The organism is Achromobacter sp. FW305-C-28 (assembly GCF_058783235.1).
The window spans coordinates 89,391-113,699 of record NZ_JBYSYL010000017.1 but is presented as its reverse complement, the minus strand read 5'-3'; the positions used below and the strand labels follow the sequence as shown (position 1 = coordinate 113,699).

The following is a 24,309-nucleotide window of genomic DNA, read 5'->3' as shown; positions in this document are numbered from 1 at the left end:
ACGTTTCTTCTTCATCGGCATATCCATGATCTTTAGTCCTCATGATATGCCCCGCCCACAAAATCCCGGATAGGCCCCTGCAATCGTAGCCCCCCCCCAACCGCACACCGACACCGCCAAGCGCGACTCAAGAACGAAAATCCACCGAACTACTCAAGCTTGATATCCGCCTTCCTGATCAACTCCCGCCACTTAACAACCTCGCCCTTCACAAACTCCCCAAATTCCCCAGCACTCCCAGGCTTAGGCTCAGCCCCGGCCGCCAACATAGCCTTCGCCGTCCCAGCGTCAGACAAGACCTTCACCAAATCGGCATTCAATTTGGAAACGATCTCCCCCGGCGTCCCCTTGGGCGCCATCAGCCCGCTCCAGGAATAAGCCTCGTACCCCGGCAGCCCCGACTCTGCAATCGTCGGCACGTCCGGCAGCATGCTTGACCGCGTCGGATTGCCGACCCCCAGCGCGCGCACCTTGCCTGTCTTCAGATGCGGCACGGCGGAAGGCCCGTCGGCGAACATCACTTGTACCTGGCCGCCCAGCAAGTCTTGCATCGCCGGTGCGCTGCCTCGGTACGGGATGTGTTGGATCTTGACGCCTGCCATCGCGTTGAACAGCTCGCCCGCCAGGTGCGTGCCGCCGCCCGTGCCCGATGAACTGAACGACAGTTTTCCCGGGTTGGCTTTCGCATAGGCGATCAGTTCGCTCACCGAATTCACCGGTAGCGATGGGTTCACCACCAGCACGATCGGGAAGACCGCCGCCATGCCGACCGGCACGAAATCGCGCGTGATGTCGTACGTCAAGTTGTCGCGCAGGCTTGGCAACACCGCATGGTGGATCGAAGCGAAGAAGAAGTTGTAGCCGTCGGGTTCGGCCTTGGCCGCGAATTGTGCGCCGACGATCCCGCCTGCGCCCGAACGGTTGTCCACGACCGTGGGCACCGACCACAGGTGACCCAGGGGTTGAGTCGTGAAGCGGGCTGTCGTGTCCACCGGGCCGCCGGCGGGAAACGGCACGATGAAAGTCACGGCGTGGCCGGGCCAGCTGGCGGCGTGGGCGAACTTGGGAAGCATGGCGGTGGCGCACGCGGCGCCCAGCCCCGCGATGACGCGGCGGCGTTGAAGATCTTGCAAGGCGGTCTCCTGAGGGTCGTTCTTGTCGGTGGCCTGGCCGCACGCTGCACCAGAACCACGCGGTGCCCTGCCGCCTGCCCGCCCCGTCTTCTGCGTTGCCGCGCGTCATGCACGGCCGGGGCTTTTTTATTATTTGCCTCCGCGCCGCTTTTGCCGCTACACATTTTCAAAAGCCCCTCTTTCGCCGGCATACCGCGTTCGGTCAGCGGACACTATCTTTGGCGTCTACTGGCCGCGCGTTGCACGTGTTCGATGAAGCACTCGGCGAAACTGGGCAGGTCGCGGCCGCGTTGGCGGCACAGCAGGCGGTCGCGCAGGGCCCAGGGGTCTTCCAGTTTCAGCACGTGCAGCGCATCGGGGCGGCTGTAGCGCGCGGCGCAGGCGCGGGGCACCACGGCGATGCCGGCGCCGGCTTCCACCATGCGGCACACGGCCTCGAAACTGCCGACGTGTACGCGCTGGCAGATGCGCTTGCCCAGGCCGCTGGCGATGTCTTCCAGGAAGGTCTGGATCGCGCTGTCGGGGTGGATGCCGACGAACTGGTAGGCGTCGACCAGGTCGGCGAAATGCGCCGATTTCTGGGCTGCCAGGGGGTGATCCAGCGCCGTGACCACCGTGAGTTCATCGCGGAACAGCGGGGTAACGTCCAGGCCCTCGACGTCGATGTTGCCCGCCACCAGCCCCAGGTCGCCAGCGCCCGCGCGGATCGCAATGACGATGTCGCCCGAGATCTTTTCCTCGAGTTCCACGTCCACGTCGGGGTTCTCCGCCAGGAAGGTGGACAGCGCATCGGCCAGGAAGGAATTGGTCGCGGTGGTGTTGGCCAACAGGCGCAGGCGCCCTTTCAGGCCGCTGGCGTAAGGCTGCAGATCGGCGTTCAGGCATTCGAGCTGGCGGAACACGGCGTTGGCGTGCTTGAGCAGCACCTCGCCCGCCGGCGTCAGCGCCACCCCGGTCGCCATGCGTACCAGCAGGCGTGCCTTGAAGGCTTCTTCCATGTGCTTGACCCGCGCGCTAGCTGCGGGTAGCGACAGAAACGTGCGTTCGGCCGCGCGCGTCAGATTCAGCGTTTCTCCCACGTTCAGGAAGAGCCGCAGGTCAGTCAGATCATGTCTCATGTTCCACCACGCAGAAGGGGGGCATTTCTAATTTTGAATTCTTCGAATGCCGTCACGAACATACCATGGGGCTACCCCGTAAACCATCGGGTTTGACGCGGAACGGTTTTCCATGCGGCGTGCGCGCCGCGGCACAGGAGTGGGCGCAATGAGCGGTATTGTTTCCGGCAAGGTAGTGGTGGTGACGGGCGCGGGCGGCGGTATCGGCCGCGGCGTTGCGCTGGCCATGGCGCAGGCGGGCGCCAAGGTGGTGGTCAACGATATCGGCGTGTCGCTCACCGGCGAAGGCGGCGGCGACGGCCCGGCGCACGCCGTGGTGCGCGAGATCGTCGCGGCAGGCGGACAGGCGGTGGCCAACACCGACAGCGTGGCGGCCTACGATAGTGCCAGCCGGATCGTGCAGACCGCCATCGACGCCTTCGGCCGCATCGATGCGGTGGTCAACAACGCCGGCAATCTGCGTGACCGCGTGTTCCACAAGATGAGCGAAGAAGAGTGGCGCCAGGTCATCGACGTGCACCTGAATGGCTCGTTCTTCATGAGCCGTGCGGCGGCGCCGTATTTTCGCGAACAGGAATCGGGCGCCTTCGTGCACATGACGTCCACCTCGGGACTGATCGGCAACTTCGGCCAGGCCAACTACGCAGCCGCCAAGCTGGGCATCGTGGCGTTGTCCAAGTCCATCGCGCTGGACATGGCGCGCTATCACGTGCGTTCGAACTGCATCGCGCCGTTTGCCTGGAGCCGCATGACCAGTTCCATTCCCGCCGAGACCGACGAGGAAAAGGCGCGCGTCGAGAAACTGAAGAAGATGGAAGCCGGCAAGGTCGCGCCCCTGGCCGTGTACCTGGCCAGCGACGCGGCCAGCGAAGTCACCGCGCAGATCTTCGCGGTGCGCGCCAACGAGATCATGCTGATGAGCCAGCCGCGCCCCGTGCGCAGCCTGCACCACAGTGATGGCTGGACGCCCGAAAGCATCGGCGAGATCGCCGTGCCCGCCATGCGCAAGCACTTCTACGCGTTGGAGCGTTCGCCCGACGTGATCGACTGGGACCCCATCTGAGACCGCCATGCCGCTGGACTACGCAACCGTGAAGCACTGGCGTTTCGATGACGTGCGCCAGCACTACGAAGACAAGGACACCATGCTGTATGCGCTGGGCATCGGCCTGGGGCAAGACCCCGAAGACAGCCGCCAGCTGCGCTACGTGTACGAGAAAGGCCTGCAATCCTTTCCGACCATGAGCGTGGTGCTGGGCTACCCCGGCTTCTGGATGAGCGATCCGCGCGCCGGCATCGACTGGGTGCGGCTGGTGCATGGCGAACAGCGCATGACGCTGCATGCGCCCCTGCCCACGGCCGGCACGGTCGTCGGCAAAAGCCGCATCACGCATGTGATCGACAAGGGCGCGGACAAGGGCGCCATCGTCGTCACCGAACGCACGCTGCATGACGAGGCCGGCACCCACCTGGCCACGCTGCAACAAAGCACGTTCTGCCGCGGCGACGGCGGCTTTGGCGAAGGCGATGCCAACCCCGAACCCTTGCCGGCCGCGCCGGTCGGCGAACCGGACCGGCGTTGCGAATTGCGCATTCCGCCTCAGGCCGCCTTGCTGTACCGGCTGAACGCGGACCGCAATCCGCTGCATGCCGATCCCGAGGTCGCGCACCAGGCCGGCTATGCGCGTCCGATCCTGCACGGCTTGTGCACCTACGGCGTGGCGGCGCACGCCATCGTCAAAACCTGGTGCGACTACGACGCCGCGCGCCTGACCCGGCTGGACGCGCGCTTCTCGGCGCCGGTCTACCCGGGCGAAACGCTGCAATGCGACATGTGGCGCCTGGCCGATGGCCAGATCCGCTTCATTGCCCGCGCGCTGGAACGCGGCACCGTCGTCCTGACCCATGGCGCCGCCGAGGTGCGGGCATGAGCCGCGCGCCCGCCCTGGACGGCATCCGCGTGCTGGACCTGTCGCGCATCCTGGCCGGTCCCTGGTGCACGCAGAACCTGGCCGATCTGGGGGCCGACGTCATCAAGATCGAACGGCCCCGCGTCGGCGACGACACCCGCGCCTGGGGGCCGCCGTTTCTCAAGGATGGCGACGGCGTCGACACCAACGAGTCCGCCTACTACCTGAGCGCCAACCGCAACAAGCGGTCGGTCGAAGCCGACATGGCCACGCCGGAAGGCGCCGCGCTGATTCGCGAGCTGGCGGCCGTCAGCGACATCCTGGTCGAGAATTTCAAGGTTGGCGGCCTGGCCAGGTATGGGCTGGACTATGCCAGCCTGCAGGCCATCAATCCGCGCCTGATCTACTGCTCGGTCACCGGCTTCGGCCAGGACGGCCCGTTCGCCCGCCGCCCCGGCTACGACTTCATGATCCAGGGCATGGGCGGACTGATGAGCATCACCGGCGAACGCGACGACCTGCCGGGCGGCGGTCCGCAAAAGGCCGGCGTGGCCGTGACCGACATCGTGACCGGCATGTACGCCACGGTGGCGATCCTGGCGGCGCTGCAAGAGCGTCACCGCAGCGGCCTGGGCCAGCACCTGGACATCGCGCTGCTGGACAGCCACGTGGCGCTGCTGGCCAACCAGAACTCGAACTACTTCAATTCCGGCGTGGCGCCCACGCGTGCCGGCAACGCGCACCAGAACGTGGTGCCCTACCAGGTGTTCGCGGCCAGCGACGGCCACCTGATCGTGGCCACGGGCAACGAATCGCAGTACCGCGCGTACTGCACGGCCATTGGCGCCGCCGAGCTGGGCGACGACCCGCGCTTTGCCACCAACCGGCTGCGCGTAACCCACCGGGACACGCTGGTGGCGCTGCTGGCCGAGATCATGCGGCAGGGCAAGCGCGATGACTGGATCGCCAAGCTGGAGGCCGTGGGCGTGCCCTGCGGGGCGATCAACGACATCGCCCAGGCCTTTGCGCATCCGCAGGTCGCGGCGCGGCAGTTGCGGCGTGACCTGCCGCATCCGTCGGGCGGCGTGGCGCCCATCACCGCCAGTCCGCTGCGGTTTTCGGCGTCGCCCGTGGTCTATCGGCGCGCGCCGCCGCTGCTGGGCCAGCACACCGAAGAAGTGCTGCGCGAGGTGCTGGGCAAGTCGCCTGAGGCGATTGCCGCATTCACGAAGGGAACTGCGGGCTAGGCGCGGGCCGGCCCGCGCGCAAGGCCAGGGATGGCGGCAATGCCTATCCCTGGCGGCGCGACGTCACGGATGCCACTGCGTGCGCACCGGGGCCGCCCGTTGCGCGCCGCCGCTCAAGGCATACGACAACTGGCTGGCCTTCTGGCTGACCAGCTTGGCAAAGCCTTGCAGCTTGGCGCGCGGCAGCCTGCCTGCCGGCCCCGACACGCTCAGGGCGCCCAGCAGGCGCCAGTTCGACCCGAACACCGGCGCCGAGACGCTGGCGATCTCGGCTTCACGCTCGCCGATCGAGATATAGAAGCCTTCGCGGCGGATGCGTTCGTACAGCGCGCCCGGCTCGCCCGAGAACGCCAGCAGCACGCGCCCCGGCGAGCCCTTTTCCAGCGGCAGCACCTCGCCCATGCGGATGTGGTGGCGGATCGCCTTGGGCCCTTCCACCCGCACCAGGCAGGTGCGGATATCGCCTTCGCGCACGAAGAACGACGAGCTCTCGCCCGTCTCGCGCGTCAACGCACGCAGGGTCGGCTCGATCTCGTTGTCCAGGTCGAACGAGGCCTGGTAGCGCGCGCCCAGCCAGCCCGTCGCGGGGCCCAGGCGCCAGGCGCCGTCTTCCTCGCGCTGCACCAGGTAGCGCGCCTGCGCCAGCGTGCGGGCGATGCGCAGCGTGGTGGTCTTGTGCATACCGGCGCGGCGGCTCAGCTCGGCCAGCGACAGGAACGCGTCGTCGACCTGGAAGGCTTCCAGCAGGCGCATCGCGCGCGCCACGGCAATAACGCCGTCGGCTTCGCGAACCTCGGGGACCACGGCGGGAACAGGTGTCTTCTTCATGGCGGGTGCGTTTCACGGCATGCGCCGCGTTTCATTCAGTGAAACAGCATTGTATGCAGCGAAACGGCTTTCTATAGTTCGACGGCCATCAAGCCCGCACACGACGGGCGGTGGCAAACGGCCCGCGGGGCCTGTGAACGCCAGAACATTTCGGAGACAAACCATGAACGTGCTTATGCGCGCGGCCGTCCTGACCGCCGGCCTGCTGTGGGGCGCCGCCAGCGTCGCCCAGACCTATCCCGACCGCCCGATCCGCCTGATCGTGCCCTTCCCGCCCGGCGGCGGCACCGACATCATCGCCCGCGAGTTGGGCGTGGCCCTGAACAAGACGTCGGGCTGGAGCCTGGTGGCGGAAAACCGGCCCGGCGCCGGGGGCAACCTGGGCGTGGAAACTGCCGCGCGCTCGGCGCCCGACGGCTACACCCTGGTGCTGGGCCAGACCAGCAACCTGGCCATCAACCCCACGCTGTACACCAAGCTGTCGTACGACCCGTCCAGGGACCTGGCGCCGGTTGCGCTGGTGGCCACCGCGCCGCTGGTGCTGGTGGTGGCCGCGAATTCCCCGTACCAGACGCTGGCCGACGTGGTGCGCGAGGCCAAGGCCCATCCTGGCGCGCTCAATTTCGCCTCGCCGGGCAACGGCACCGTCGCCCACCTGACCGCCGAACTGCTGCAGCAGTCGGCCGGCATCCAGCTGCAGCACATTCCGTACAAGGGCGCCAACCAGGCGCTCAATGACCTGTTCGGCGGCCAGGTGCAGCTGTTCATGTCGTCCATTCCCACCGCCCTGGGCCAGATCCGCACGGGCAAGCTGCGCGCGCTGGCGGTGACGTCGGGCAAGCGCGTGGCCGAGCTGCCGGACGTGCCCACTGTCAGCGAGGCCGGCTACATCGGCTTTGACGCCACCACCTGGTTCGGCCTGCTGGCCCCGGCCGGCACGCCCGAGCCGGTGATCCAGGCGCTGAACGCCGCGGCCAACAAGGCCATGGCCAGCGCCGAGTACCAGGAAAAGATCCGCGCCGAAGGCGGCGAAGTGCTGGGCGGCACGCCGCAGGCGCTTGCCCAGCGCCTGAGCCACGACCGCGAGCTGTGGGCCGCCATCGTCAAGAAATCCGGCGCAAAGATCGACTGAAGCCCGTCATCTGACCCCATCGATTGAACCCCGGTTCTCTTTTCATCCCGACATAGGAAGCAGCATCATGAACCCGACCTCCCTGCCCGCCATTCGCCGCGACATCCAGCGCGTGCGCCCCGAACTGGTCGAACGCGCCCGCGGATTCCAGGCCGCCATCCTGGCCGACGTGGGCGGACGCCGCGGCGCGCTGGGCGGCCGCATCGCGCCGCTATCGCCGCGCATGCACGTGGCCGGCCCGGCCTTCACCGTCGAGCTGCGGCCCGGCGACAACCTGATGTTCCATGCCGCGCTGGCGCTGGCACAGCCGGGCGACGTCATCGTCGTCGAAGGCAAGGGCGACCGCTCGGCCGCGCTGTGCGGCGCCATCATGGTGACGCAGGCGCGCGCCAGCGGCCTGGCCGGCTTCGTGGTCGATGCCGCCGTGCGCGATGCGGCCGAACTGGTCGAAGGCGACTTTCCGGTATTCGCCGTGGGCACCAACCCCAACGGCCCCACCAAGGGCCTGCCGGGCCGCGTGAATTGGCCGGTGACGCTGGCCGGCGTCACCGTGAATCCGGGCGACCTGGTCGTGGGCGATGCCGACGGCGTGGTGGTCGTGCCGCGCGAAAACGCCGAAGACATCCTGGCGCTGGCCCAGCAGAAAGTGGACGCCGAAGCGCGCCGCATCGCCGAGATCAAGGCCGGCCAACTGGGCGCGCCCTGGCTGCAGGACGCCTTGCGCGCGGCCGGTGCCCTGCGCGCGGGGGAAACGCTATGACATCCACCGTGTCCTCGACGGACGCAATGGCCGCATCCGCCCGCCCCATCATCCTCGTCACCGGCGCCGACCTGGCGGACGAGGCCGTGAAGACGCTGGACGGCTATGCGCTGGTCTACGCGGGTGCGCGGCCCACGGAACAGGACCTCGTGGCGCTGGTGCGCCAGCACGATCCGGTGGCGCTCGTCGTGCGCTACGGCCGCATCAGCGCCGCCGTCATCGACGCCGCGCGCTCGCTGCGCGTGATTTCCAAGCACGGCAGCGGCATCGACACCATCGACAGCGCGGCGGCCGCTGCGCGCGGCATTGCCGTCAAGGCGGCGGCCGGCGCCAATGCCGCCGCGGTGGCCGAACACGCCATCGCGCTGCTGCTGGCCTGCGCCAAGTCCATCGTGCCGCTGGACGCCCGCATGCACGCCGGCCACTGGGACAAGGCCACGCACAAGAGCATCGAACTGGCCGGCCGCACGCTGGGGCTGGTGGGCCTGGGCGCGATCGGCCGGCGCGTGGCGACGGTCGCGCACGCGCTGGACATGCGGGTGATCGGCCACGACCCTTACGCCGAGAACCTGCCGCCATGGATCGAACCGGTGGACTTGCCGCAACTGTGGGCCAAGGCCGACGCGATCTCGCTGCATTGCCCACTGACCGACGCCAATCGCGACCTCATCAGCGCGGCCACGCTGGCGCAGTGCCGCGACGGCCTGCTGCTGGTCAACACCGCGCGCGGCGGGCTGGTGAACGAAGAAGATCTGCTGGCCGCGGTGCGCAGCGGCAAGGTGGCCTGCGCCGGGCTGGACAGCTTCCAGCAGGAACCGCCGCCCGTGCCGCATCCGTTCCACGGCCAGCCCGGGCTGCTGTTGAGTCCGCATGTGGGCGGCGTCACGCGCGATGCCTATGTGAAGATGGGCGTGGGCGCGGCGCGCAATGTGCTGCAGGTGTTGCAGGCCGCCTGAGGCGCCAGGCGAGGTCACCGGCGGTCGGCCCGGGCGTGGCCAGGGCATCCGCCCCGGCCCGGTTCAGGCCGGCTCGTCCAGCATCCAGTGGCGCGTGGCGAACCAGCCGCGAAACACGCGTGCGCCCTGCTCACCCGCCTCGTGCTGCGGCAGGGTGGCGCCGCGCGCCGCCTGCTGCAAACCGCGCATGACGGGACGGAACAGCGCCTGGAACGCCGCCCCCTGCGCCGCCAGATGTGCCTGCATGGCGGCAATCGTCTCATCCCGCTCGGCCGGCGTGGCCAGCGACAGGAAGAACAGCGCCTGCCGCCAGGCCACGGCGGTATTGCGCAGCATGCGGATGCGCGCATGCCAGACATCGGTCTTCATCTGCTGGCGCGCGCAGAGCCATTCGAACGCGGCAAAGGCCAGTTGGCCGTGGCGCTCGCGCAAGGCCGGCCCCAAGCCGGCGCCGGTCACCAGCAGCGCCAGGTTGTGGGTAGTCAGGATCTGCTGCTGTTCGATCACCATGCCGTTCGCGCCGACCTGCCCGAACCCCGGCGGCACACCGGCGCGCGCGGCGCACAGGCGGACAAAGGCCGTTTCGCCGCGCGCGGGCGCCAACGCCAGGATGGCGGGCACCTCCAGCGCGTAGTAACGGGCGTACAGGCTGCCGTCCAGCAAGGCCGCCGCGCATCGCGCGGCCTGGACAAACTGGGGGCCGAACTCGCCCATGAAGATATCGGCGGCCAACTCCTCGCCCCACGGCAGGTCGCGGCCGGCCCGTTCGCTCAAGGCGCGCAGCTCTTGCAGCAGCTTGTTGGGCAGCGCGGCGTGCGGGAACGCGGTCAAGGCCAGGCCGGCGATCTCGGTCAACGCGGCGCCGGCCGCGTCGGCATCCTGTTGCGCCGGCTGGCGCGAGCTTTCGACGGCAGCAATCCACGGCAGATCGCCGAGCGCCGCCTGGCGCGCCAGATTCAGCAGCAACAGGGACCGTCGACGCCGGAATGCGCGATAGGTCGCTTCATACAGCGTACGCAGCGATGGATCGGCAAAGCCCGCGCCTTGCTGCGCGGCGGTGACCTGCGGCGTAAAGGTGGCCAGGAATTCGCTCGAGCGGATCAAACCTCGTTCGACCAATTGCGCCAGCGTACCGGTCCGGCAGCGCAGCACCCGCCGCGCCACGGGCCCCGGCACGGCCAGGCCTGCCGGCAGACCCGCGCCGCGCGCCTCGGTCTCGGCCAGCGGCGCCAGCACGGGCGCCAGGTCCTGCACGCCGGCCTGTTCAGGGTAGTCCCGCAAGCGGGCGGCGACAACGCGTGCCGCCGCTTCAAAGCCCGGTGCGGCGACGTCGCCGCGCTGCCGGGCCCGCAGGGCCTGCACCGCCTGGCCGTCCGGCTCGCCGTGCGCCGCCACGTAATCCTGCAACAGGCGGCGCACCCGCCCCACCTGCCTGCCCGTCAAGGTCTCGGCGGCCCGGACGCATTGCGCCAGCAGGTCGAACAATTCACGCTTGTGCCGGTGCCGCCGCGACAGGCCGCCCAGCGCTTGCCCAGAAGCCGCCTGCGCCGCCTCGACCTCGCCCACCAGGGCCGCCGCGCGTTCGCTCCAGCCCTCGGGGTAGCGCCGGCATGGCCAATCGTCCTGCACCGTTTCCAGAAACAGGGCCACCGCGCGGTCATGGCGCGGCAGCAGCTCGGTCACGGTCGTGCGCTGTGCTTGCAAGCGCGGTTGCGGCGCCAGCACGGCCAGCACCCCGGCAACCTCGCCCGCGGTCCTGACATGCAGGTCCGCAGCGGCCGGCTCATCGCCGGCCCAGGGCGCGGGATAGAAGCGCAGGCGGTCAAAGAACGGCGCCAGCGCCGCGACCAGGTCGCGCGCGGCTTGCGCCTGGCCGTGCCGCAACAGCCAGGCCACCGTCAGCAACGCCGCCTCTTCGGGCAGATCGATGTGATAGTCGCCATCGGCCAGGCGCGCCTGCAACTGGGCAATGCCGGCCTCGCCAAGAAAATAGGTATTCAGATCCCGCCGCTCGTGGCCCGCGCGGATGCCCGGCGTGCGGGCGGCCAGTTCGCGCTCGAAGTCCGCCAGCGGTCCGCCCGCCAGCAATTGGCCGGTGGCGAACCCGCCCGTGATGACTTCCAGCGTGACCCAGTCGGGAATGCCGGCCAGCGGCGTGCGCGATCCATAGTCGACCGTGCCGGCCAGCGTCTGTTCCAGCACCTGCCGCCAACGCGCAACCCGCTCGGCAGCGCGCTCGCGCACGGCGGGTTCGGCGTGGGTCTCGTGAGTCAGGAAGGCCTTGGCGAGCATGGCGGCCGCGTAGCCGCTGCCTACCCCGCCGGCATCCGGCGCGTCGTCGTGATGCATGGGGCACCTGGTGGGAAAAGGGATCCGGGAGCTGGAGTCGAACCAGCGCCTATCCAGACTGGAGCCGGATGTTCTACCGCTGAACTATCCCGGAACAGGGGCCAGTATAAACACAGCCCTGCCGCGCAAAAAAACGGCCGCTACGAGAGCGGCCGATTTTCTGGCTGACGAGACTTACGCCACCGCGACCGGAATCTTGCCGATCTTGGCCTGCCATTCCTTCGGACCGGTGTTGTGGACCGAGGTGCCCTGGGCGTCAACCGCCACGGTCACCGGCATGTCCTTCACGTCGAATTCGTAGATGGCTTCCATGCCCAGATCGGCAAAGCCCAGCACCTTGGCGCCGCGAATGGCCTTGGACACCAGGTAGGCCGCGCCGCCCACGGCCATCAGGTAGGCCGAGCCGTGCTTCTTGATCGCCTCGATGGCGACGGGGCCGCGTTCGGACTTGCCGATCATGGAGATCAGGCCGGTCTTCTCCAGCATCATGTCGGTGAACTTGTCCATGCGCGTCGCGGTGGTCGGGCCGGCGGGACCCACCACTTCGTCGCCCACCGGATCCACCGGGCCCACGTAATAGATGACGCGGTTGGTGAAATCCACCGGCAGCGGCTCGCCCTTTGCCAGCATGTCCTGGATGCGCTTGTGCGCGGCATCGCGGCCGGTCAGCATCTTGCCGGACAGCAGCAGGGTCTGGCCCGGCTTCCAGCTGGCGACTTCTTCGCGCGTCAGCGTGTTCAGGTCGACCTGCCTGGACTTGTTGTAGTCCGGCGCCCAGTGCACTTCCGGCCATTCGGACAGCGACGGCGGGTCCAGGCGGGCCGGGCCCGAGCCATCCAGCTCAAAGTGGGCGTGGCGGGTGGCCGCGCAGTTCGGGATCATGGCGACGGGCTTGGACGCGGCGTGCGTCGGGAAGGTGCTGATCTTGACGTCGAGCACGGTGGTCAGGCCGCCCAGGCCCTGGGCGCCGATGCCCAGCGCGTTGACCTTCTCGTACAGCTCGATGCGCAGCTCTTCCAGCTTGTTCTGCGGGCCGCGGGCCAGCAGTTCGTACATGTCGATGTCTTCCATCAGCGACTGCTTGGCCATCAGCATGGCCTTTTCAGCGGTGCCGCCGACGCCAATGCCCAGCATGCCCGGCGGGCACCAGCCGGCGCCCATGGTCGGGACCGTCTTGAGCACCCAGTCCACCAGCGAGTCGCTGGGGTTGAGCATGGCGAACTTGGATTTGTTTTCCGAACCGCCGCCCTTCGAAGCCAGCTGCACGTCGACCTTGTCACCCGGGACAAGCTCGACGTGCAGGATACAGGGCGTGTTGTCGCGGGTGTTCTTGCGGGCGAACAGCGGATCGTCCAGCACCGAGGCGCGCAGGGGATTGTCCGGGTTCAGGTAACCGCGGCGCACGCCTTCGTCGCACAGCTCCTGCAGCGTGCGCTTGGTGTCAAAACGCACTTCCATGCCGACCTTCAGGAACACGTTGACGATGCCGGTGTCCTGGCACAGCGGACGCTTGCCCTCGGCGCACATGCGCGAGTTGGTCAGGATCTGCGCCATCGCATCGCGCGCGGCCGGGCTTTCCTCGCGCTCGTAGGCGCGGGCCAGGTGGCGGATGTAGTCGACGGGATGGTAGTAGCTGATGAACTGGATGCCATCAGCGATAGACTGGATGAAGTCTTCTTCTTTGATGAGGACGGACATGGCGATATGCGGGTTACGAAGGGAACGTGAAAACGCGGCCGGCTAGCAAGCCAGCCACGCAATGAAAGAAGGATTTCTGCCGCCGGGCCGCCCCAAGGCAGAAAAGCCCCCTCGGGGGGCAGCTAGCTTGCAAAGCAAGCGCGGCGTGGGGGCAAGATTCATTTACCCTGCCAGACGGGCTTGCGCTTCTCGGCGAAAGCCGTGGCGCCTTCGTTCGCATCGGCCGACGCGAAAATATGGGCGATCAGCGGCCGCTGGCGGTTGAACATGTCGTCCTGGTTCCAGTCGCCCGACTGCGCCACGATGCTCTTGGCGGTCTGCACCGACAGCGGGCCGTTTTCGACGATGGCGCGCGCCAGTTCCAGCGCGCCGGCCAGGGCGCCGCCGGGTTCGGTCAGGCGGTTGACCAGGCCAAAGCTGTAGGCGCGCTCGGCGCTCAGCATGTCGCCCGTCAGGATCACTTCCATGGCGATGTGGTACGGCAGGCGGCGCGGCAGGCGCAGCATGCCGCCGGCGCCGGCCACCAGGCCGCGCTTGACCTCGGGCAGGCCGAACTTGGCGTTGCTGGCGGCCACGATCAGGTCGGACGCCAGGGCCATTTCGCAGCCACCGGCCAGGGCATAGCCTTCGACCGCGGCGATCAGGGGCTTCTTGGGCGGCGCTTCGTTCAGGCCGGCGAAACCGCGGCCTTCCACATAGGGGCGCTGGCCCGACTTGGCAAAGGCCTTCAGGTCCATGCCCGACGAGAACGTGCCGCCTGCGCCCGTCAGGATGCCGATGCGCACGTCGTCGCGGCTGTCCAGCTGGTCCAGCGCGGCGGCCATGGCCTGCGCGGTTTCCAGGTTGATGGCGTTCTTGGCTTCGGGGCGGTTGATCGTGATGATCTGGATGCCGTCGGCGACTTCCACCGAGATCAGGTCAGACATGCGGATGCTCCTTCCGGGGTGTTGGTGTGATGCGTTGGTTTTATATAAGACTGCGCGTCAACCCGGAATGATACGACCATTGGTTGGCCGCCGCAGGCGTGGGGCCGGCCGGTGTCCGCCAGGAGCACGCCGGCCGGGCGACCCATGCCATCCGTTCCCGGCGGGACGATCGGCGGCCTTGGCACGCCAGGAAACATGTAACGGTGGGGATATCGCCCCATTTCCGGGGCCCGGCCCCCGCCCTGCCCCGGGCCAGTTAAAATGCCCGGTTTCCCACGCCCACGGCAGACGTCGCCCGGCGACCGAATTCCAAGAATCCTATGCTCACCTTTCAGCAAATCATCCTTACGCTCCAGGAATACTGGGACAAGCAGGGTTGCGCCCTGCTGCAGCCCTACGACATGGAAGTCGGCGCCGGCACCTCGCACACGGCCACGTTCCTGCGGGCCATCGGGCCGGAACCCTGGCGCGCCGCCTACGTGCAGCCCTCGCGCCGCCCCAAGGATGGCCGCTACGGCGAAAACCCCAACCGCCTGCAACACTATTACCAGTACCAGGTGGTGCTGAAACCCGCGCCTCCGGAAATCCTGGACCTGTACATCGGTTCGCTCAAGGCGCTGGGCATCGACCCCACCCAGCACGACATCCGCTTCGTCGAAGACGACTGGGAAAACCCCACGCTGGGCGCCTGGGGCCTGGGCTGGGAAGTCTGGCTCAACGGCATGGAAGTCACCCAGTTCACCTACTTCCAGCAGGTGGGCGGCCTGGATTGCACCCCGACCACGGGCGAAATCACCTACGGCCTGGAACGCCTGGCCATGTACCTGCAGGACGTGCAAAGCGTGTACGACCTGGTCTGGACCGAAGGCGCCAACGGCAACCGCGTGCTGTACCGCGACGTGTTCCACCAGAACGAAGTCGAGCAATCCACCTATAACTTCGAGCACTCGTCGGCCGAGATGCTGTTTTCGCACTTCAACGACTACGAAGCCGAAGCCAAGCGCCTGATGGACGTGCCCCTGGCGCTGCCCGCCTACGAGGCCGCGCTCAAGGCCGCGCACACCTTCAACATGCTGGACGCGCGCGGCGCGATCAGCGTGACCGAACGCGCCGCCTACATCGGCCGCATCCGCAACCTGTCGCGCGCCGTCGCGCAGGCCTATTACGATTCCCGCGAACGACTGGGCTTTCCCATGCTGGGCCGCGACAAGGCCGCCGGGGAGGCTGCATAAATGACGACGAACATCCGCCCGCTGCTGGTCGAACTGCTGACCGAAGAACTCCCGCCCAAGGCCCTGCAGAAGCTGGGCCAGGCCTTTGCCGAAGGCGTACGCGCCACGCTGGCCCGCCACGGCCTCTTGGCCGACGGCTGCGCCGTGCAGGCGTTTTCCACGCCGCGCCGCCTGGCCGTGCACCTGTCGGCCGTGCTGGCCCAGGCGCCTGACCAGGCCTACGCCGAAAAGCTGATGCCCGTGAAGATCGGCCTGACCGAAGACGGCAAGGCGACCCCGGCGCTGCAAAAGAAGCTGGCCGCCAAGGGCCTGGACAACATCGACCTGGCCACCCTGGAACGCGAATCCGACGGCAAGCAAGACTACCTGGTCGCCCGCGGCACCGCCCCCGGCGCCCAACTGGCCGCCGGCCTGCAGGAAGGCATCGACGCGGCTATCGACGGCCTGCCGATCCCCAAGGTCATGCGCTACCAATTGGCCGACGGCGTCACCACCGTGAAGTTCGTGCGCCCGGCGCATGGCCTGGTCGCCCTGTTCGGCGCCGACGTCGTGCCCGTCACCGCGCTGGGCCTGACCGCCGGCCGCGACACCCTGGGCCACCGCTTCATGAGCAGCGGCGCCGTGTCCTTCGCCGATGCCGACGCCTACGCCGCCACCCTGGCCGAAAAGGGCCATGTGGTGGCCTCGTTCGAAGGCCGCCGCGATGCAATCCAGCGCCAGTTGCTCGACCACGCCGGCCGCCTGTCGGCCACGCTGGGCGACGACCCCGAAGTGGCCGCGCTGCTCGACGAAGTCACCGCCCTGGTCGAACATCCCACCGTCTACGTAGGCCAGTTCGAAGCGCAGTTCCTGCAAGTGCCGCAGGAATGCCTGATCCTGACCATGCGGTTGAACCAGAAATACTTCCCGCTGTTCGACCCGGCCACCGGCCGCCTGACGCACCGCTTCCTGATCGTGAGCAACATGCACACGGACAACCCGGTGAACATCGTCGAAGGCAACCAGCGCGTGGTGCGCCCGCGCCTGGCCGACGCCCAGTTCTTCTTCGAAACCGACCGCAAGACGCCGCTGGCCGCGCGCGTCGAGCAACTGGGCTCCATCGTCTACCACAACAAGCTGGGCACCCAGCTTGAACGCGTCGAACGCGTGCGCGCCATCGCCCGCGACGTGGCCGGCAAGCTGGGCAGCGACGTCACCGCCGCCGACCGCGCCGCGCTGCTGGCCAAGGCCGACCTGGGTTCGAACATGGTGGGCGAATTCCCCGAGCTGCAAGGCATCATGGGCGCCTACTACGCCGCCGGCGACGGCGAGCCGGACAGCGTCGTGCAGGCCCTGCGCAACCAGTACCGCAACCGCTACGACGCCCCCGTCACGCAAGACGGCCTGACCACCGCCGCGCTGTTCATCGCCGAGCGCGCCGAAACCCTGGTCGGCATCTGGGCCATCGGCCTGGCGCCCACCGGCGAACGCGACCCCTTCGGCCTGCGCCGCGCCGCGCTGGGCCTGATCAGCGCGTTCGAGCAACTGGCCGCGGGCGGCTGGCTCAAGCTCAACCAGGACGGCCCGCTGTCGCTGGACGGCCTGCTGGCCGCCACGGCCGCCACCTTCCCGGCCGGCAAGATCCCCGCCGAAACGCTGGCTGAAGTGCGCACCTTCATCTACGAGCGCTACCGCAATCAGCTCATCAACGACCACGACCGCAACGCGGTCGAGGCCGTCATCGCCCTGACGCCGCCGCTGCACCAGGTGGCCGAGCGCGTGCGCGCCGCCGCCGCCTTCGCGCAACTGCCCGAAGCCGCCAGCCTGGCCGCCGCCAACAAGCGCATCGGCAACCTGCTCAAGAAGGCCGAAGGCGAGATCGGCGCGGTCAACGATGCCGCCCTGGTCGAACCCGCCGAAAAAGCCCTGGCCGCCGCGATTGCCGCGCTGCGCCCGCAAGCCGAGGCGCAACGCGCTGCCGGCGACTTCGCCGCCAACCTGCGCACCCTGGCCCAGGCCCGCGAACCCGTCGACGCCTTCTTCGCCGACATCATGGTCATGGCCGACGACCCCGCCGTGCGCGCCAACCGGCTGGCACTGCTGGGCCAGTTGCACACCCTGATGAACCAGGTCGCTGACATTTCCAGGCTGGCACAGTGAAACTCATCATTCTCGACCGCGACGGCGTCATCAACCAGGACAGCGACGCATTCGTCAAGAACCCCGACGAATGGATCGCCCTGCCCGGCAGCCTGCAGGCCATCGCCCGCCTGACCCAGGCGGACTGGACCGTGGTCGTCGCCACCAACCAGTCTGGCCTGGCCCGCGGCCTGTTCGACATGGACACGCTCACCGCCATCCACACCAAGATGCGGCGTGAGCTGGCCGCGGCCGGCGGCAGCGTCGATGCCGTCTTCATGTGCCCGCATGGCCCGGACGACAACTGCACCTGCCGCAAGCCGCGCCCCGGCATGTTCGAGCAGATCGGCCACCGCTACGACGTCGATCTGGCCGGCGTGCCGGCCGTGGGCGATTCGCTGCGCGACCTGCAGGCCTCCAGTGCAGCGGGCTGCTCGCCGTGGCTGGTGCTGACCGGCAACGGCAAGAAGACGCTGGCCAAAGGCGGCCTGCCCGACAACACGCGGGTCTGCGACGACCTGTCGGCCGTGGCCGACGCCCTGCTCCAGGACAACTGATGGCCCGGCTGCGCTCGTTCCTGTATTTCCTGTTCCTGGCCATCACGGTCATCCCCTACGCCTTCGCCTGCATCCTGTGGGCGCCGCTGCCGCTGCACCTGCGCTACAAGCTCACCGTCGGCTGGCCGCGCCTGGCCATCTGGGGCGCCAAGGTGTTCTGCGGCATCCGCTGGCAGGTCAAGGGCTGGGAAAACCTGCCCGACGGCCCTGCCGTGCTGCTGTCCAAGCACCAGTCGGCCTGGGAAACCCTGTTCTTCCCCGCCTACATGCCGCGCGAAGTCTGCTTCGTCTACAAGAAAGAACTGCACATGGTGCCGTTCTTCGGCTGGGGCCTGGCGCTGCTGCGCATGATCGCCATCGACCGCTCCAAGGGCCGCGACGCCTTCGACCAGGTGGTCAAGCAGGGACAGACCCGGCTGGACGAAGGCCGCTGGCCGCTGCTGTTTCCCGAAGGCACCCGCGTGCCGCCGGGCAAGACCGCGCGCTTCAAGATGGGCGGCGCCCTGTTGGCCTCGCGCACTGGCGCGGTCGTCATCCCGGTCGCGCACAATGCCGGCGAATGCTGGCGGCGCAACGCCTTTGTCAAATATCCGGGCCTGGTTACGCTATCCATCGGTCCCGCGATAGAATCCAAGGGAATCTCCCCCGAAGAACTGAACCAGAAAGTGCAAGACTGGATCGAAGGGGAAATGCGGCGTCTCAACCCTGAAAGGTATGGCCAGCACTGATCAGCTCGAACTTCTGTTCGACGTGCACGACCACGACGCGCCCTCGGGCGCGTCGCCGCTGAACGCGCGCCCCCCGGCCCGCCCCCCGCTCCCACGCGCTGCCCCGCCTGACGTCCACCCGCAGTCTGCGCCGTTGTTTCCCGCCGCAGCGCCTGTCGCGCCCCCTGCGGCCGCTCCCTCCACCGCCAAGCCTGCCGGCGAGCCGCTGCTGACGCTGTCACCCAACGCCGCCTCGCGCGTGCCCACGCCCTGCCCCGATCCCATGCCGCCCGGCGCCCGCTGGCGCGAGGTCGACACCGACCCGCAGCCCATCGGCTTCGTGCTGCTGCGCTCGCGTCGCCGCAGCATCGGCTTTGTCATCACCGACGACGGCCTGCGCGTCACGGCGCCCAACTGGGTCACACTGGCGCAGATCGACGACGCCGTCCGCGAAAAAGCCCGCTGGATCGTCGCCAAGCTGCGCGAATGGCACACCCGCAAGCAGCAGCTGGCCATGGCGCACACGCGCTGGCAGGCCGGCGGCGAACTGCCTTACCTGGGCAAGCGCATCGTGCTGGGCGTGGGGGGCGACAGCCGCCAGACCTTCCTGTCCGGCAATGCCGATGCCCCTGCCGATGGCGACACGCTATGGCTGGCCCTGCCCGCCACGGCCGACCAGGGCCGCATCCGCGATGCCGCGCAAGCCTGGCTGCAGCAGCGGGCCGGTGCCTGGTTCGGCGCGCGGCTGGCGCACTTCCTGCAGATCAGCGGCCTGAAGATCCGCCGCTGGCGCCTGTCGTCGGCGGCCACGCGCTGGGGCTCGTGCACCAGCGACGGCAACATCATGCTGAACTGGCGCCTGGTCCACTTTGCACCGGCCATCATCGACTACGTGATCGCGCACGAGCTTGCCCACTTGCGCGAAATGAACCACAGCCAGGACTTCTGGCGCGAAGTGGGCCAGATCCTGCCCGACTTCGAAGAAGCCAAGAACGTGCTGCGGCGCCACGATCCCGCCTCGCTCCCCCAATTCTAGGACTGGCGCGAGGCGACTTTGCGACCCCCTCGGAGACACCAAAAATGCTGCTGCTGATTCCCGGCCCGGTCACGACCGATGCCCGGGTGAAGGCCGCCATGGCGCAGGATTACGCGCCCTGGGACAACGAATTCCGTGCGCTGTACCGCCAGGTCTGTGCCGGCGTGCTGCGCGTGGCCCAGGCCGACGCCGCCCACCACGAAGCGCTGGCGCTGCCCGGCTGCGGCCATTTCGCGGTGGAAGCCGCGATCCGCACCTTCGTGCCCGCGGGCGGGCGCCTGCTGGCGCCGTCCACCGGCGCCTATGCCAGCCGCCTGCAGAAGCTGGCGGCCGACGCCGGCCGCGTCGCCGTGCCGCTGGCCGTGGGCACGCGCGAACGCGTCGATCCGCAAGCCGTGGCGCGGGCGCTTGAGCAAGACCCCACGCTGACCCATGTGGCGCTGGTCTACAGCGAAACCGGCAGCGGCATCTGCCACGACGTGCCCGAACTGGCCCGGGTGGCCCACGCCCTGGGTCGCCGCGTCATCGTCGACGCCGTGTCGGCCTTCGGCGCGCTGCCGCTGGACCTGGCCGCCCTGCCGGCCATCGATGCCGTCGTGCTGACCGCCAACAAATGCCTGGAAGGCCTGCCCGGCGCCGCCTTCGTCGTGGCCCGCCGCGACCGCCTGCAAGCCGCCCAAGGCAATGCCGGCAGCTGGTCGCTGGACCTGGCCGATATCTACCAGCACACGCTGGCGCCCAACGCCGGCCCGCGCTTCACCCCGCCCGCCCCGACGCTGGCGGCGCTGGCCGTGGCGCTGGACCTGTATCATCAGGAAGGCCGCGAGGCCCGCCTGGCGCGCTACACCGCCAACATGCGCGCGCTGTACGACGGCGTGGCCGGCCTGGGCCTCACGCCCTACCTGACGCCCGACCTGCAAGGCCCCATCGTCGTCAACGTGCATGCGCCCGACGCGCCGACCTGGAACCTGCAGCTGTTCGTCGACGCGCTCAAGCAACGCGGTTTCGTGCTCAGCAATTTCACCAACACCGAACAACCCACCTTCCGGGTCGGCTGCATCGGCGCCTTCGGGCCCGACCAGATGCGGCTTGCGGTCGACGCCATGGGCGGCGCGCTGCAAGACCTGGGAATTTCCAGGGGCCATGCCGGGCACGCCCGGTTCGTCCCCCAACCCCTCATCGCTTAAGGAATTTCTCCATGCGTATGCTCCACACCATGCTGCGAGTCGGCAACCTGGACAAGTCCATCGATTTCTACACCAACGTGCTCGGCATGCGCGTCCTGCGCCGTAACGACTACCCCGACGGCAAGTTCACCCTGGCCTTCGTGGGCTACCAGGACGAGTCCGAAGGCGCCGTCATCGAGCTGACCCACAACTGGGACACCGACAAGTACGACCTGGGCACCGGCTACGGCCACATCGCCCTGGAAGTCGACAACGCCTATGAAGCCTGTGACAAGGTCAAGGCCCGCGGCGGCAAGGTCACCCGCGAAGCCGGCCCGATGAAGCACGGCACCACCGTGATCGCATTCGTCGAAGATCCGGACGGCTACAAGATCGAATTCATCCAGAAGAAGGGTCGGGTAGATTAAGGGCCCCCACGCCGCGCCCGCTTCGCAGGCTTGCTGCCCCCCGAGGGGGCGCTTTCCCCTTGGGGCGGCCCGGCGGGGAAAGAATCCTTCTGGTAGATTGATCGTTCTTTCTTGACCGTCATCATGATCCACACCATCCTCAAAATGGGCGATCCCCGGCTGCTGCGCGTCGCGCCGCCGGTCGAGCGCTTCGATACCCCCGAGCTGCACGCCCTGATCGCAGACATGTTCGAGACCATGGCGGCGGCGCAGGGCGTAGGCCTGGCCGCGCCGCAGATCGGCGTGGACCTGCAACTGGTCATCTTCGGCTTTGACCGCAACGAGCGCTATCCCGACGCGCCCGCGGTGCCGCAGACGATCCTGTGCAATCCCGTCATCACGCCGCTGTCGGACGAGATGGAAGACGGCTGGGAAGGCTGCCTGTCCGTGCCGGGCCTGCGGGGCATGGTGCCGCGCTACCGTCATATCCGCTACACCGGCAAGGACCCCTACGGCCGCGACATCGAGCGCGAAGCCGAAGGCTTCCATGCCCGCGTGGTGCAGCACGAATGCGACCACCTGATCGGCCGGCTGTACCCGTCCCGGATCCAGGATTTCACGAAGTTCGGCTTCACTGAAATCCTGTTCCCGGGCATGGACCCGAATCAGGACGACTGATCGGCAGGCGGTATCGGCGCGGGCTTGACGTCCGTGCCGGCATCGGCTTCGGTCTTGGCCGCGGACTCGTGTGCCGGCTTGGCTTCGATCTCGCGGCCCGGCTTGGCTTCGGCCTCTGCCGCCTGCGGCGACAGGTCGCGCGGCGCGAAATCATCCACCTGCAGTACCCGCGACACGATCGCCTCAGCCTCTTCCAGCTGCGCCGCCTGCGATGCCGAGATCGCGCCATGGCGATGCGCCTCGCGCCAGTCGCGCACCCCCGACTGCTTGAGCCGGTCGCGGATGGGCTGCACCGCATCCACCACCGCAAAGGCGCGCGTCAGCAGCGCCAGCGGATCATCGTCTTGCGCACTGTCGGCCGCCGCCCGTTGCAGATCGGCCGCCAGCCGCACATGGGTGGGCGACGGCTTGAGCAGCAGTTCGGCGCATTCGCGGGTCAGCGCGTCGTCCGGCCCCTTGGCCAGCCGCAGCGGCAGGATAGCCGCCCGCAAGCCCCAGGCCATCACCCGGCCGGGCAGGTTCGACAGCACCTGGTCCATGCGTTTTTCGATTTCCGCGTAGCCCTGTTGCAGGCACCAATGCACCAGCGGCAGGTCGTCATGCTTGCGGCCTTCGTCTTCCCAGCGCTTGAGCACCGCCGAAAGCAGGTACAGCTCGGACAGAATGTCGCCCAGCCGCGCCGAAATCATCTCGCGGCGCTTCAATCCGCCGCCCAGCTGGGCCAGCGTGGCATCTGCCAGCAGCGCGAAGCCGGACGCATAGCGCCCCAGCCGGCGATAGTGCCGGGCAGTCGGGCCGGACACCGGCGACGGCGCCAGGACGCCGCCCGTCCAGGCGCGGCCGATGGCACGCAGCGCATTCATGCCGGTGTGCCGCAAGTGACGCCAGAACACGTCATGGAAGACCTCCATGCCGCGCTCTTCGTCAGGGTTGCCCAGCGCCAGCATTTCCGGCATCAGGTACGGATGCGCGCGAATGGCACCCTGGCCGAAGATGATCAGGTTGCGGGTCAGGATGTTGGCGCCTTCCACCGTGATGGCGATGGGCACCGCACGGTACAGCGCGCCCAGGTAGTTGCTGGGCCCGTCGATGACCGCCCGCCCGGCATGCACGTCCATCGCGTCGTTGACCGACACCCGCATGCGTTCGGTGGCGTGGTATTTCATGATGCCCGAGACCACCGCGGGCTTCACATCCTGGTTCAGCGCCGCGCAGGTCAGTCGGCGAGCGGCTTCCACCAGGTAGGCATTGCCCGCCAGGCTGGCCAGCCTTTCCTGCACCCCTTCGAACTTGCCCACCGGGATGCCGAACTGTTCACGCACCCGCGCATACATGCCGGTGGCGTGCGCGCTCATGACGCAGGCGGCGGCCGACAGCGACGGCAGCGAAATGCCACGCCCCGCGGCCAGCGCGCTCATCAGCATCTGCCAGCCGTGGCCGGCGCGCTCGGCTCCGCCGATCAGGGCATCCAGCGGCACGAACACGTCATGGCCGCGATTGGGGCCGTTCTGGAACACCTGCATGGCGGGCAGATGGCGGCGGCCGATCTCGACACCAGGCGCGTCGGTGGGCACCAGCGCCACCGAAATGCCGATGTCGCGCGCGCCGCCCAGGATGCCGTCGGGGTCCGACATCTTGAATGCCAGCCCGAGCACCGTGGCCACCGGCCCCAGCGTGATGTAGCGCTTGTGCCAATTCAGCCGCACGCCGATCAGCTCGCGCCCATCGACCACCTGGCGGCAGACGATGCCGGTATCGACCATGGACGCGGCGTCGGACCCCGCTTCGGGGCTGGTCAGCCCGAAGCACGGTACCTCGCGGCCATCGGCCAGGCGAGGCAGCCAATAGTCGCGCTGGGCAGGCGTGCCGAACTGCAGCAGCAGTTCACCCGGCCCCAGCGAATTGGGCACCATCACAGTTACGCCGGCGGTGATGGAATAGGCGGAAATACGCCGCACCACCTCGGAATGCGCGTAAGGCGAAAAACCCAGCCCGCCGTAGCGCTTGGGAATGATCATGCCGAAAAAGCGCTGCGCCTTCAGAAACGCCCAGACCTCGGGCGGCAGGTCGCGCCGGTTCCAGGTGATGTCCCATTCGTCCAGCATGGCGCACAGCTGCGCCACGGGTCCGTCGATGAAGCGTTGTTCATCAGGTGTCAGGGTGGCCGCGGGCACGTCGAGCAGCTTGCGCCAGTCGGGGTTGCCCGTGAACAGGTCGGCGTCCCACCAGGTGTCGCCGGCCTCGATGGCTTCGCGTTCGGTGGGCGACAGCGGCGGCATGGCCTTGCGGGCCCAACGGTAAGCGGGTTCGGAGATGCGGCGCCGGCGCCATGCGTTCAAATCCATGTGCTC

General features: G+C 68.3%; 21 protein-coding genes and 1 tRNA gene. 14 read left to right on the top strand and 8 right to left on the bottom strand.

Translation table 11 applies throughout. The features are described 5' to 3' along the window. Window positions 1–149: 149 nt before the first annotated feature. Window positions 150–1,133, bottom strand: a complete 984-nt coding sequence (locus AC3WMR_RS29040; protein ID WP_492266492.1) for a Bug family tripartite tricarboxylate transporter substrate binding protein — start codon at window positions 1,131–1,133, stop codon at window positions 150–152. Between the two features lie 212 nt (window positions 1,134–1,345). Beyond that, window positions 1,346–2,251: a LysR family transcriptional regulator gene (locus AC3WMR_RS29035; protein ID WP_492266493.1), complete on the bottom strand. Its 906-nt coding sequence runs from the start codon at window positions 2,249–2,251 to the stop codon at window positions 1,346–1,348. A gap of 148 nt (window positions 2,252–2,399) precedes the next feature. Here AC3WMR_RS29035 and AC3WMR_RS29030 point away from each other — a divergent pair, with 148 nt between their 5' ends. Genes AC3WMR_RS29030 through AC3WMR_RS29020 form a run of 3 tightly spaced genes read left to right on the top strand, consistent with a single transcriptional unit; the run spans window position 2,400 to window position 5,408 of the window. Further along, the gene (locus AC3WMR_RS29030; RefSeq protein ID WP_492266494.1) at window positions 2,400–3,314 is read left to right on the top strand and encodes an SDR family NAD(P)-dependent oxidoreductase; all 915 of its coding nucleotides are present in this window, start codon (window positions 2,400–2,402) and stop codon (window positions 3,312–3,314) included. Window positions 3,315–3,321: 7 nt separating this feature from the next. Next, a complete protein-coding gene (locus AC3WMR_RS29025; RefSeq protein ID WP_492266495.1) occupies window positions 3,322–4,182 on the top strand; it encodes a MaoC/PaaZ C-terminal domain-containing protein in 861 nt (286 codons plus the stop codon). Continuing rightward, on the top strand, window positions 4,179–5,408 hold the full coding sequence (locus tag AC3WMR_RS29020; RefSeq protein ID WP_492266496.1) for a CaiB/BaiF CoA transferase family protein: 1,230 nt from the start codon (window positions 4,179–4,181) through the stop codon (window positions 5,406–5,408). The genes AC3WMR_RS29025 and AC3WMR_RS29020 overlap by 4 nt, the downstream gene beginning before the upstream one ends. A gap of 63 nt (window positions 5,409–5,471) precedes the next feature. Here the strand turns inward: AC3WMR_RS29020 and AC3WMR_RS29015 are convergent, their stop codons facing one another. Further along, window positions 5,472–6,236 (bottom strand): IclR family transcriptional regulator, encoded by a 765-nt coding sequence (locus AC3WMR_RS29015; protein ID WP_492266497.1) that lies wholly within the window; start codon window positions 6,234–6,236, stop codon window positions 5,472–5,474. Between the two features lie 163 nt (window positions 6,237–6,399). Here AC3WMR_RS29015 and AC3WMR_RS29010 point away from each other — a divergent pair, with 163 nt between their 5' ends. From AC3WMR_RS29010 to AC3WMR_RS29000, 3 genes are all read left to right on the top strand, one after another. Continuing rightward, on the top strand, window positions 6,400–7,368 hold the full coding sequence (locus AC3WMR_RS29010; RefSeq protein WP_492266498.1) for a Bug family tripartite tricarboxylate transporter substrate binding protein: 969 nt from the start codon (window positions 6,400–6,402) through the stop codon (window positions 7,366–7,368). 67 nt (window positions 7,369–7,435) lie between these two features. Further along, window positions 7,436–8,128 (top strand): RraA family protein, encoded by a 693-nt coding sequence (locus AC3WMR_RS29005; protein ID WP_492266499.1) that lies wholly within the window; start codon window positions 7,436–7,438, stop codon window positions 8,126–8,128. Next, complete coding sequence (locus AC3WMR_RS29000) at window positions 8,125–9,084, top strand: NAD(P)-dependent oxidoreductase (RefSeq protein ID WP_492266500.1); 960 nt, start codon at window positions 8,125–8,127, stop codon at window positions 9,082–9,084. Before AC3WMR_RS29005 ends, AC3WMR_RS29000 begins: the two co-directional genes overlap by 4 nt. Before the next feature lie 63 nt (window positions 9,085–9,147). Here the strand turns inward: AC3WMR_RS29000 and AC3WMR_RS28995 are convergent, their stop codons facing one another. The 4 genes from AC3WMR_RS28995 to AC3WMR_RS28980 form a co-directional block, all read right to left on the bottom strand. Next, window positions 9,148–11,433: a hypothetical protein gene (locus AC3WMR_RS28995; protein WP_492266501.1), complete on the bottom strand. Its 2,286-nt coding sequence runs from the start codon at window positions 11,431–11,433 to the stop codon at window positions 9,148–9,150. Window positions 11,434–11,455: 22 nt separating this feature from the next. Further along, window positions 11,456–11,527, bottom strand: a tRNA-Trp gene (locus AC3WMR_RS28990). Between the two features lie 80 nt (window positions 11,528–11,607). Next, the gene (locus tag AC3WMR_RS28985; RefSeq protein WP_492266502.1) at window positions 11,608–13,131 is read right to left on the bottom strand and encodes a fumarate hydratase; all 1,524 of its coding nucleotides are present in this window, start codon (window positions 13,129–13,131) and stop codon (window positions 11,608–11,610) included. Window positions 13,132–13,289: 158 nt separating this feature from the next. Continuing rightward, window positions 13,290–14,057 carry a crotonase/enoyl-CoA hydratase family protein gene (locus AC3WMR_RS28980; protein WP_492266503.1) on the bottom strand — a complete coding sequence of 256 codons (768 nt, stop codon included), beginning with the start codon at window positions 14,055–14,057 and terminating at the stop codon, window positions 13,290–13,292. A 320-nt stretch (window positions 14,058–14,377) separates the two neighbouring features. Between AC3WMR_RS28980 and glyQ the strand changes: the two genes are divergently transcribed. From glyQ to def, 8 genes are all read left to right on the top strand, one after another. Beyond that, the gene (gene glyQ, locus AC3WMR_RS28975) at window positions 14,378–15,289 is read left to right on the top strand and encodes a glycine--tRNA ligase subunit alpha (protein WP_025136700.1); all 912 of its coding nucleotides are present in this window, start codon (window positions 14,378–14,380) and stop codon (window positions 15,287–15,289) included. After that, window positions 15,290–17,428, top strand: a complete 2,139-nt coding sequence (glyS, locus tag AC3WMR_RS28970; protein WP_492266504.1) for a glycine--tRNA ligase subunit beta — start codon at window positions 15,290–15,292, stop codon at window positions 17,426–17,428. Next, window positions 17,425–17,964: a D-glycero-beta-D-manno-heptose 1,7-bisphosphate 7-phosphatase gene (gmhB, locus tag AC3WMR_RS28965; RefSeq protein ID WP_025136698.1), complete on the top strand. Its 540-nt coding sequence runs from the start codon at window positions 17,425–17,427 to the stop codon at window positions 17,962–17,964. The genes glyS and gmhB overlap by 4 nt, the downstream gene beginning before the upstream one ends. Next, window positions 17,964–18,692, top strand: coding sequence for a lysophospholipid acyltransferase family protein (locus AC3WMR_RS28960; protein ID WP_025136697.1), 729 nt, complete (start codon window positions 17,964–17,966; stop codon window positions 18,690–18,692). The genes gmhB and AC3WMR_RS28960 overlap by 1 nt, the downstream gene beginning before the upstream one ends. Beyond that, window positions 18,679–19,707 carry a M48 family metallopeptidase gene (locus AC3WMR_RS28955; protein WP_492266505.1) on the top strand — a complete coding sequence of 343 codons (1,029 nt, stop codon included), beginning with the start codon at window positions 18,679–18,681 and terminating at the stop codon, window positions 19,705–19,707. Before AC3WMR_RS28960 ends, AC3WMR_RS28955 begins: the two co-directional genes overlap by 14 nt. Window positions 19,708–19,751: 44 nt before the next feature. Next, a complete protein-coding gene (locus AC3WMR_RS28950) occupies window positions 19,752–20,894 on the top strand; it encodes a 2-aminoethylphosphonate--pyruvate transaminase (RefSeq protein WP_492266506.1) in 1,143 nt (380 codons plus the stop codon). An 11-nt stretch (window positions 20,895–20,905) separates the two neighbouring features. Beyond that, the gene (gene gloA / locus AC3WMR_RS28945) at window positions 20,906–21,301 is read left to right on the top strand and encodes a lactoylglutathione lyase (RefSeq protein WP_025136694.1); all 396 of its coding nucleotides are present in this window, start codon (window positions 20,906–20,908) and stop codon (window positions 21,299–21,301) included. Between the two features lie 123 nt (window positions 21,302–21,424). Further along, complete coding sequence (gene def / locus AC3WMR_RS28940; protein WP_492266507.1) at window positions 21,425–21,958, top strand: peptide deformylase; 534 nt, start codon at window positions 21,425–21,427, stop codon at window positions 21,956–21,958. Here def and AC3WMR_RS28935 read toward each other — a convergent pair. After that, on the bottom strand, window positions 21,946–24,303 hold the full coding sequence (locus AC3WMR_RS28935) for an acyl-CoA dehydrogenase (protein ID WP_492266508.1): 2,358 nt from the start codon (window positions 24,301–24,303) through the stop codon (window positions 21,946–21,948). The two genes, def and AC3WMR_RS28935, sit on opposite strands and share 13 nt — an antisense overlap. Window positions 24,304–24,309 lie beyond the last annotated feature (6 nt).

What these genes read in the sequence shown, in the direction of transcription:
- AC3WMR_RS29005 (WP_492266499.1), top strand. Translation starts at nt 7,436, where the DNA reads ATGAACCCGACCTCCCTGCCCGCCATTCGCCGCGACATCCAGCGCGTG.
- AC3WMR_RS28980 (WP_492266503.1), bottom strand. Translation starts at nt 14,057, where the DNA reads ATGTCTGACCTGATCTCGGTGGAAGTCGCCGACGGCATCCAGATCATC.
- gloA (WP_025136694.1), top strand. Translation starts at nt 20,906, where the DNA reads ATGCGTATGCTCCACACCATGCTGCGAGTCGGCAACCTGGACAAGTCC.
- AC3WMR_RS29015 (WP_492266497.1), bottom strand. Translation starts at nt 6,236, where the DNA reads ATGAAGAAGACACCTGTTCCCGCCGTGGTCCCCGAGGTTCGCGAAGCC.
- AC3WMR_RS28985 (WP_492266502.1), bottom strand. Translation starts at nt 13,131, where the DNA reads ATGTCCGTCCTCATCAAAGAAGAAGACTTCATCCAGTCTATCGCTGAT.
- AC3WMR_RS29025 (WP_492266495.1), top strand. Translation starts at nt 3,322, where the DNA reads ATGCCGCTGGACTACGCAACCGTGAAGCACTGGCGTTTCGATGACGTG.
- glyQ (WP_025136700.1), top strand. Translation starts at nt 14,378, where the DNA reads ATGCTCACCTTTCAGCAAATCATCCTTACGCTCCAGGAATACTGGGAC.
- AC3WMR_RS29035 (WP_492266493.1), bottom strand. Translation starts at nt 2,251, where the DNA reads ATGAGACATGATCTGACTGACCTGCGGCTCTTCCTGAACGTGGGAGAA.
- def (WP_492266507.1), top strand. Translation starts at nt 21,425, where the DNA reads ATGATCCACACCATCCTCAAAATGGGCGATCCCCGGCTGCTGCGCGTC.
- AC3WMR_RS28955 (WP_492266505.1), top strand. Translation starts at nt 18,679, where the DNA reads ATGGCCAGCACTGATCAGCTCGAACTTCTGTTCGACGTGCACGACCAC.
- AC3WMR_RS29020 (WP_492266496.1), top strand. Translation starts at nt 4,179, where the DNA reads ATGAGCCGCGCGCCCGCCCTGGACGGCATCCGCGTGCTGGACCTGTCG.
- AC3WMR_RS28960 (WP_025136697.1), top strand. Translation starts at nt 17,964, where the DNA reads ATGGCCCGGCTGCGCTCGTTCCTGTATTTCCTGTTCCTGGCCATCACG.
- glyS (WP_492266504.1), top strand. Translation starts at nt 15,290, where the DNA reads ATGACGACGAACATCCGCCCGCTGCTGGTCGAACTGCTGACCGAAGAA.
- AC3WMR_RS29030 (WP_492266494.1), top strand. Translation starts at nt 2,400, where the DNA reads ATGAGCGGTATTGTTTCCGGCAAGGTAGTGGTGGTGACGGGCGCGGGC.
- AC3WMR_RS28935 (WP_492266508.1), bottom strand. Translation starts at nt 24,303, where the DNA reads ATGGATTTGAACGCATGGCGCCGGCGCCGCATCTCCGAACCCGCTTAC.
- AC3WMR_RS28995 (WP_492266501.1), bottom strand. Translation starts at nt 11,433, where the DNA reads ATGCATCACGACGACGCGCCGGATGCCGGCGGGGTAGGCAGCGGCTAC.
- AC3WMR_RS28950 (WP_492266506.1), top strand. Translation starts at nt 19,752, where the DNA reads ATGCTGCTGCTGATTCCCGGCCCGGTCACGACCGATGCCCGGGTGAAG.
- AC3WMR_RS29000 (WP_492266500.1), top strand. Translation starts at nt 8,125, where the DNA reads ATGACATCCACCGTGTCCTCGACGGACGCAATGGCCGCATCCGCCCGC.
- AC3WMR_RS29010 (WP_492266498.1), top strand. Translation starts at nt 6,400, where the DNA reads ATGAACGTGCTTATGCGCGCGGCCGTCCTGACCGCCGGCCTGCTGTGG.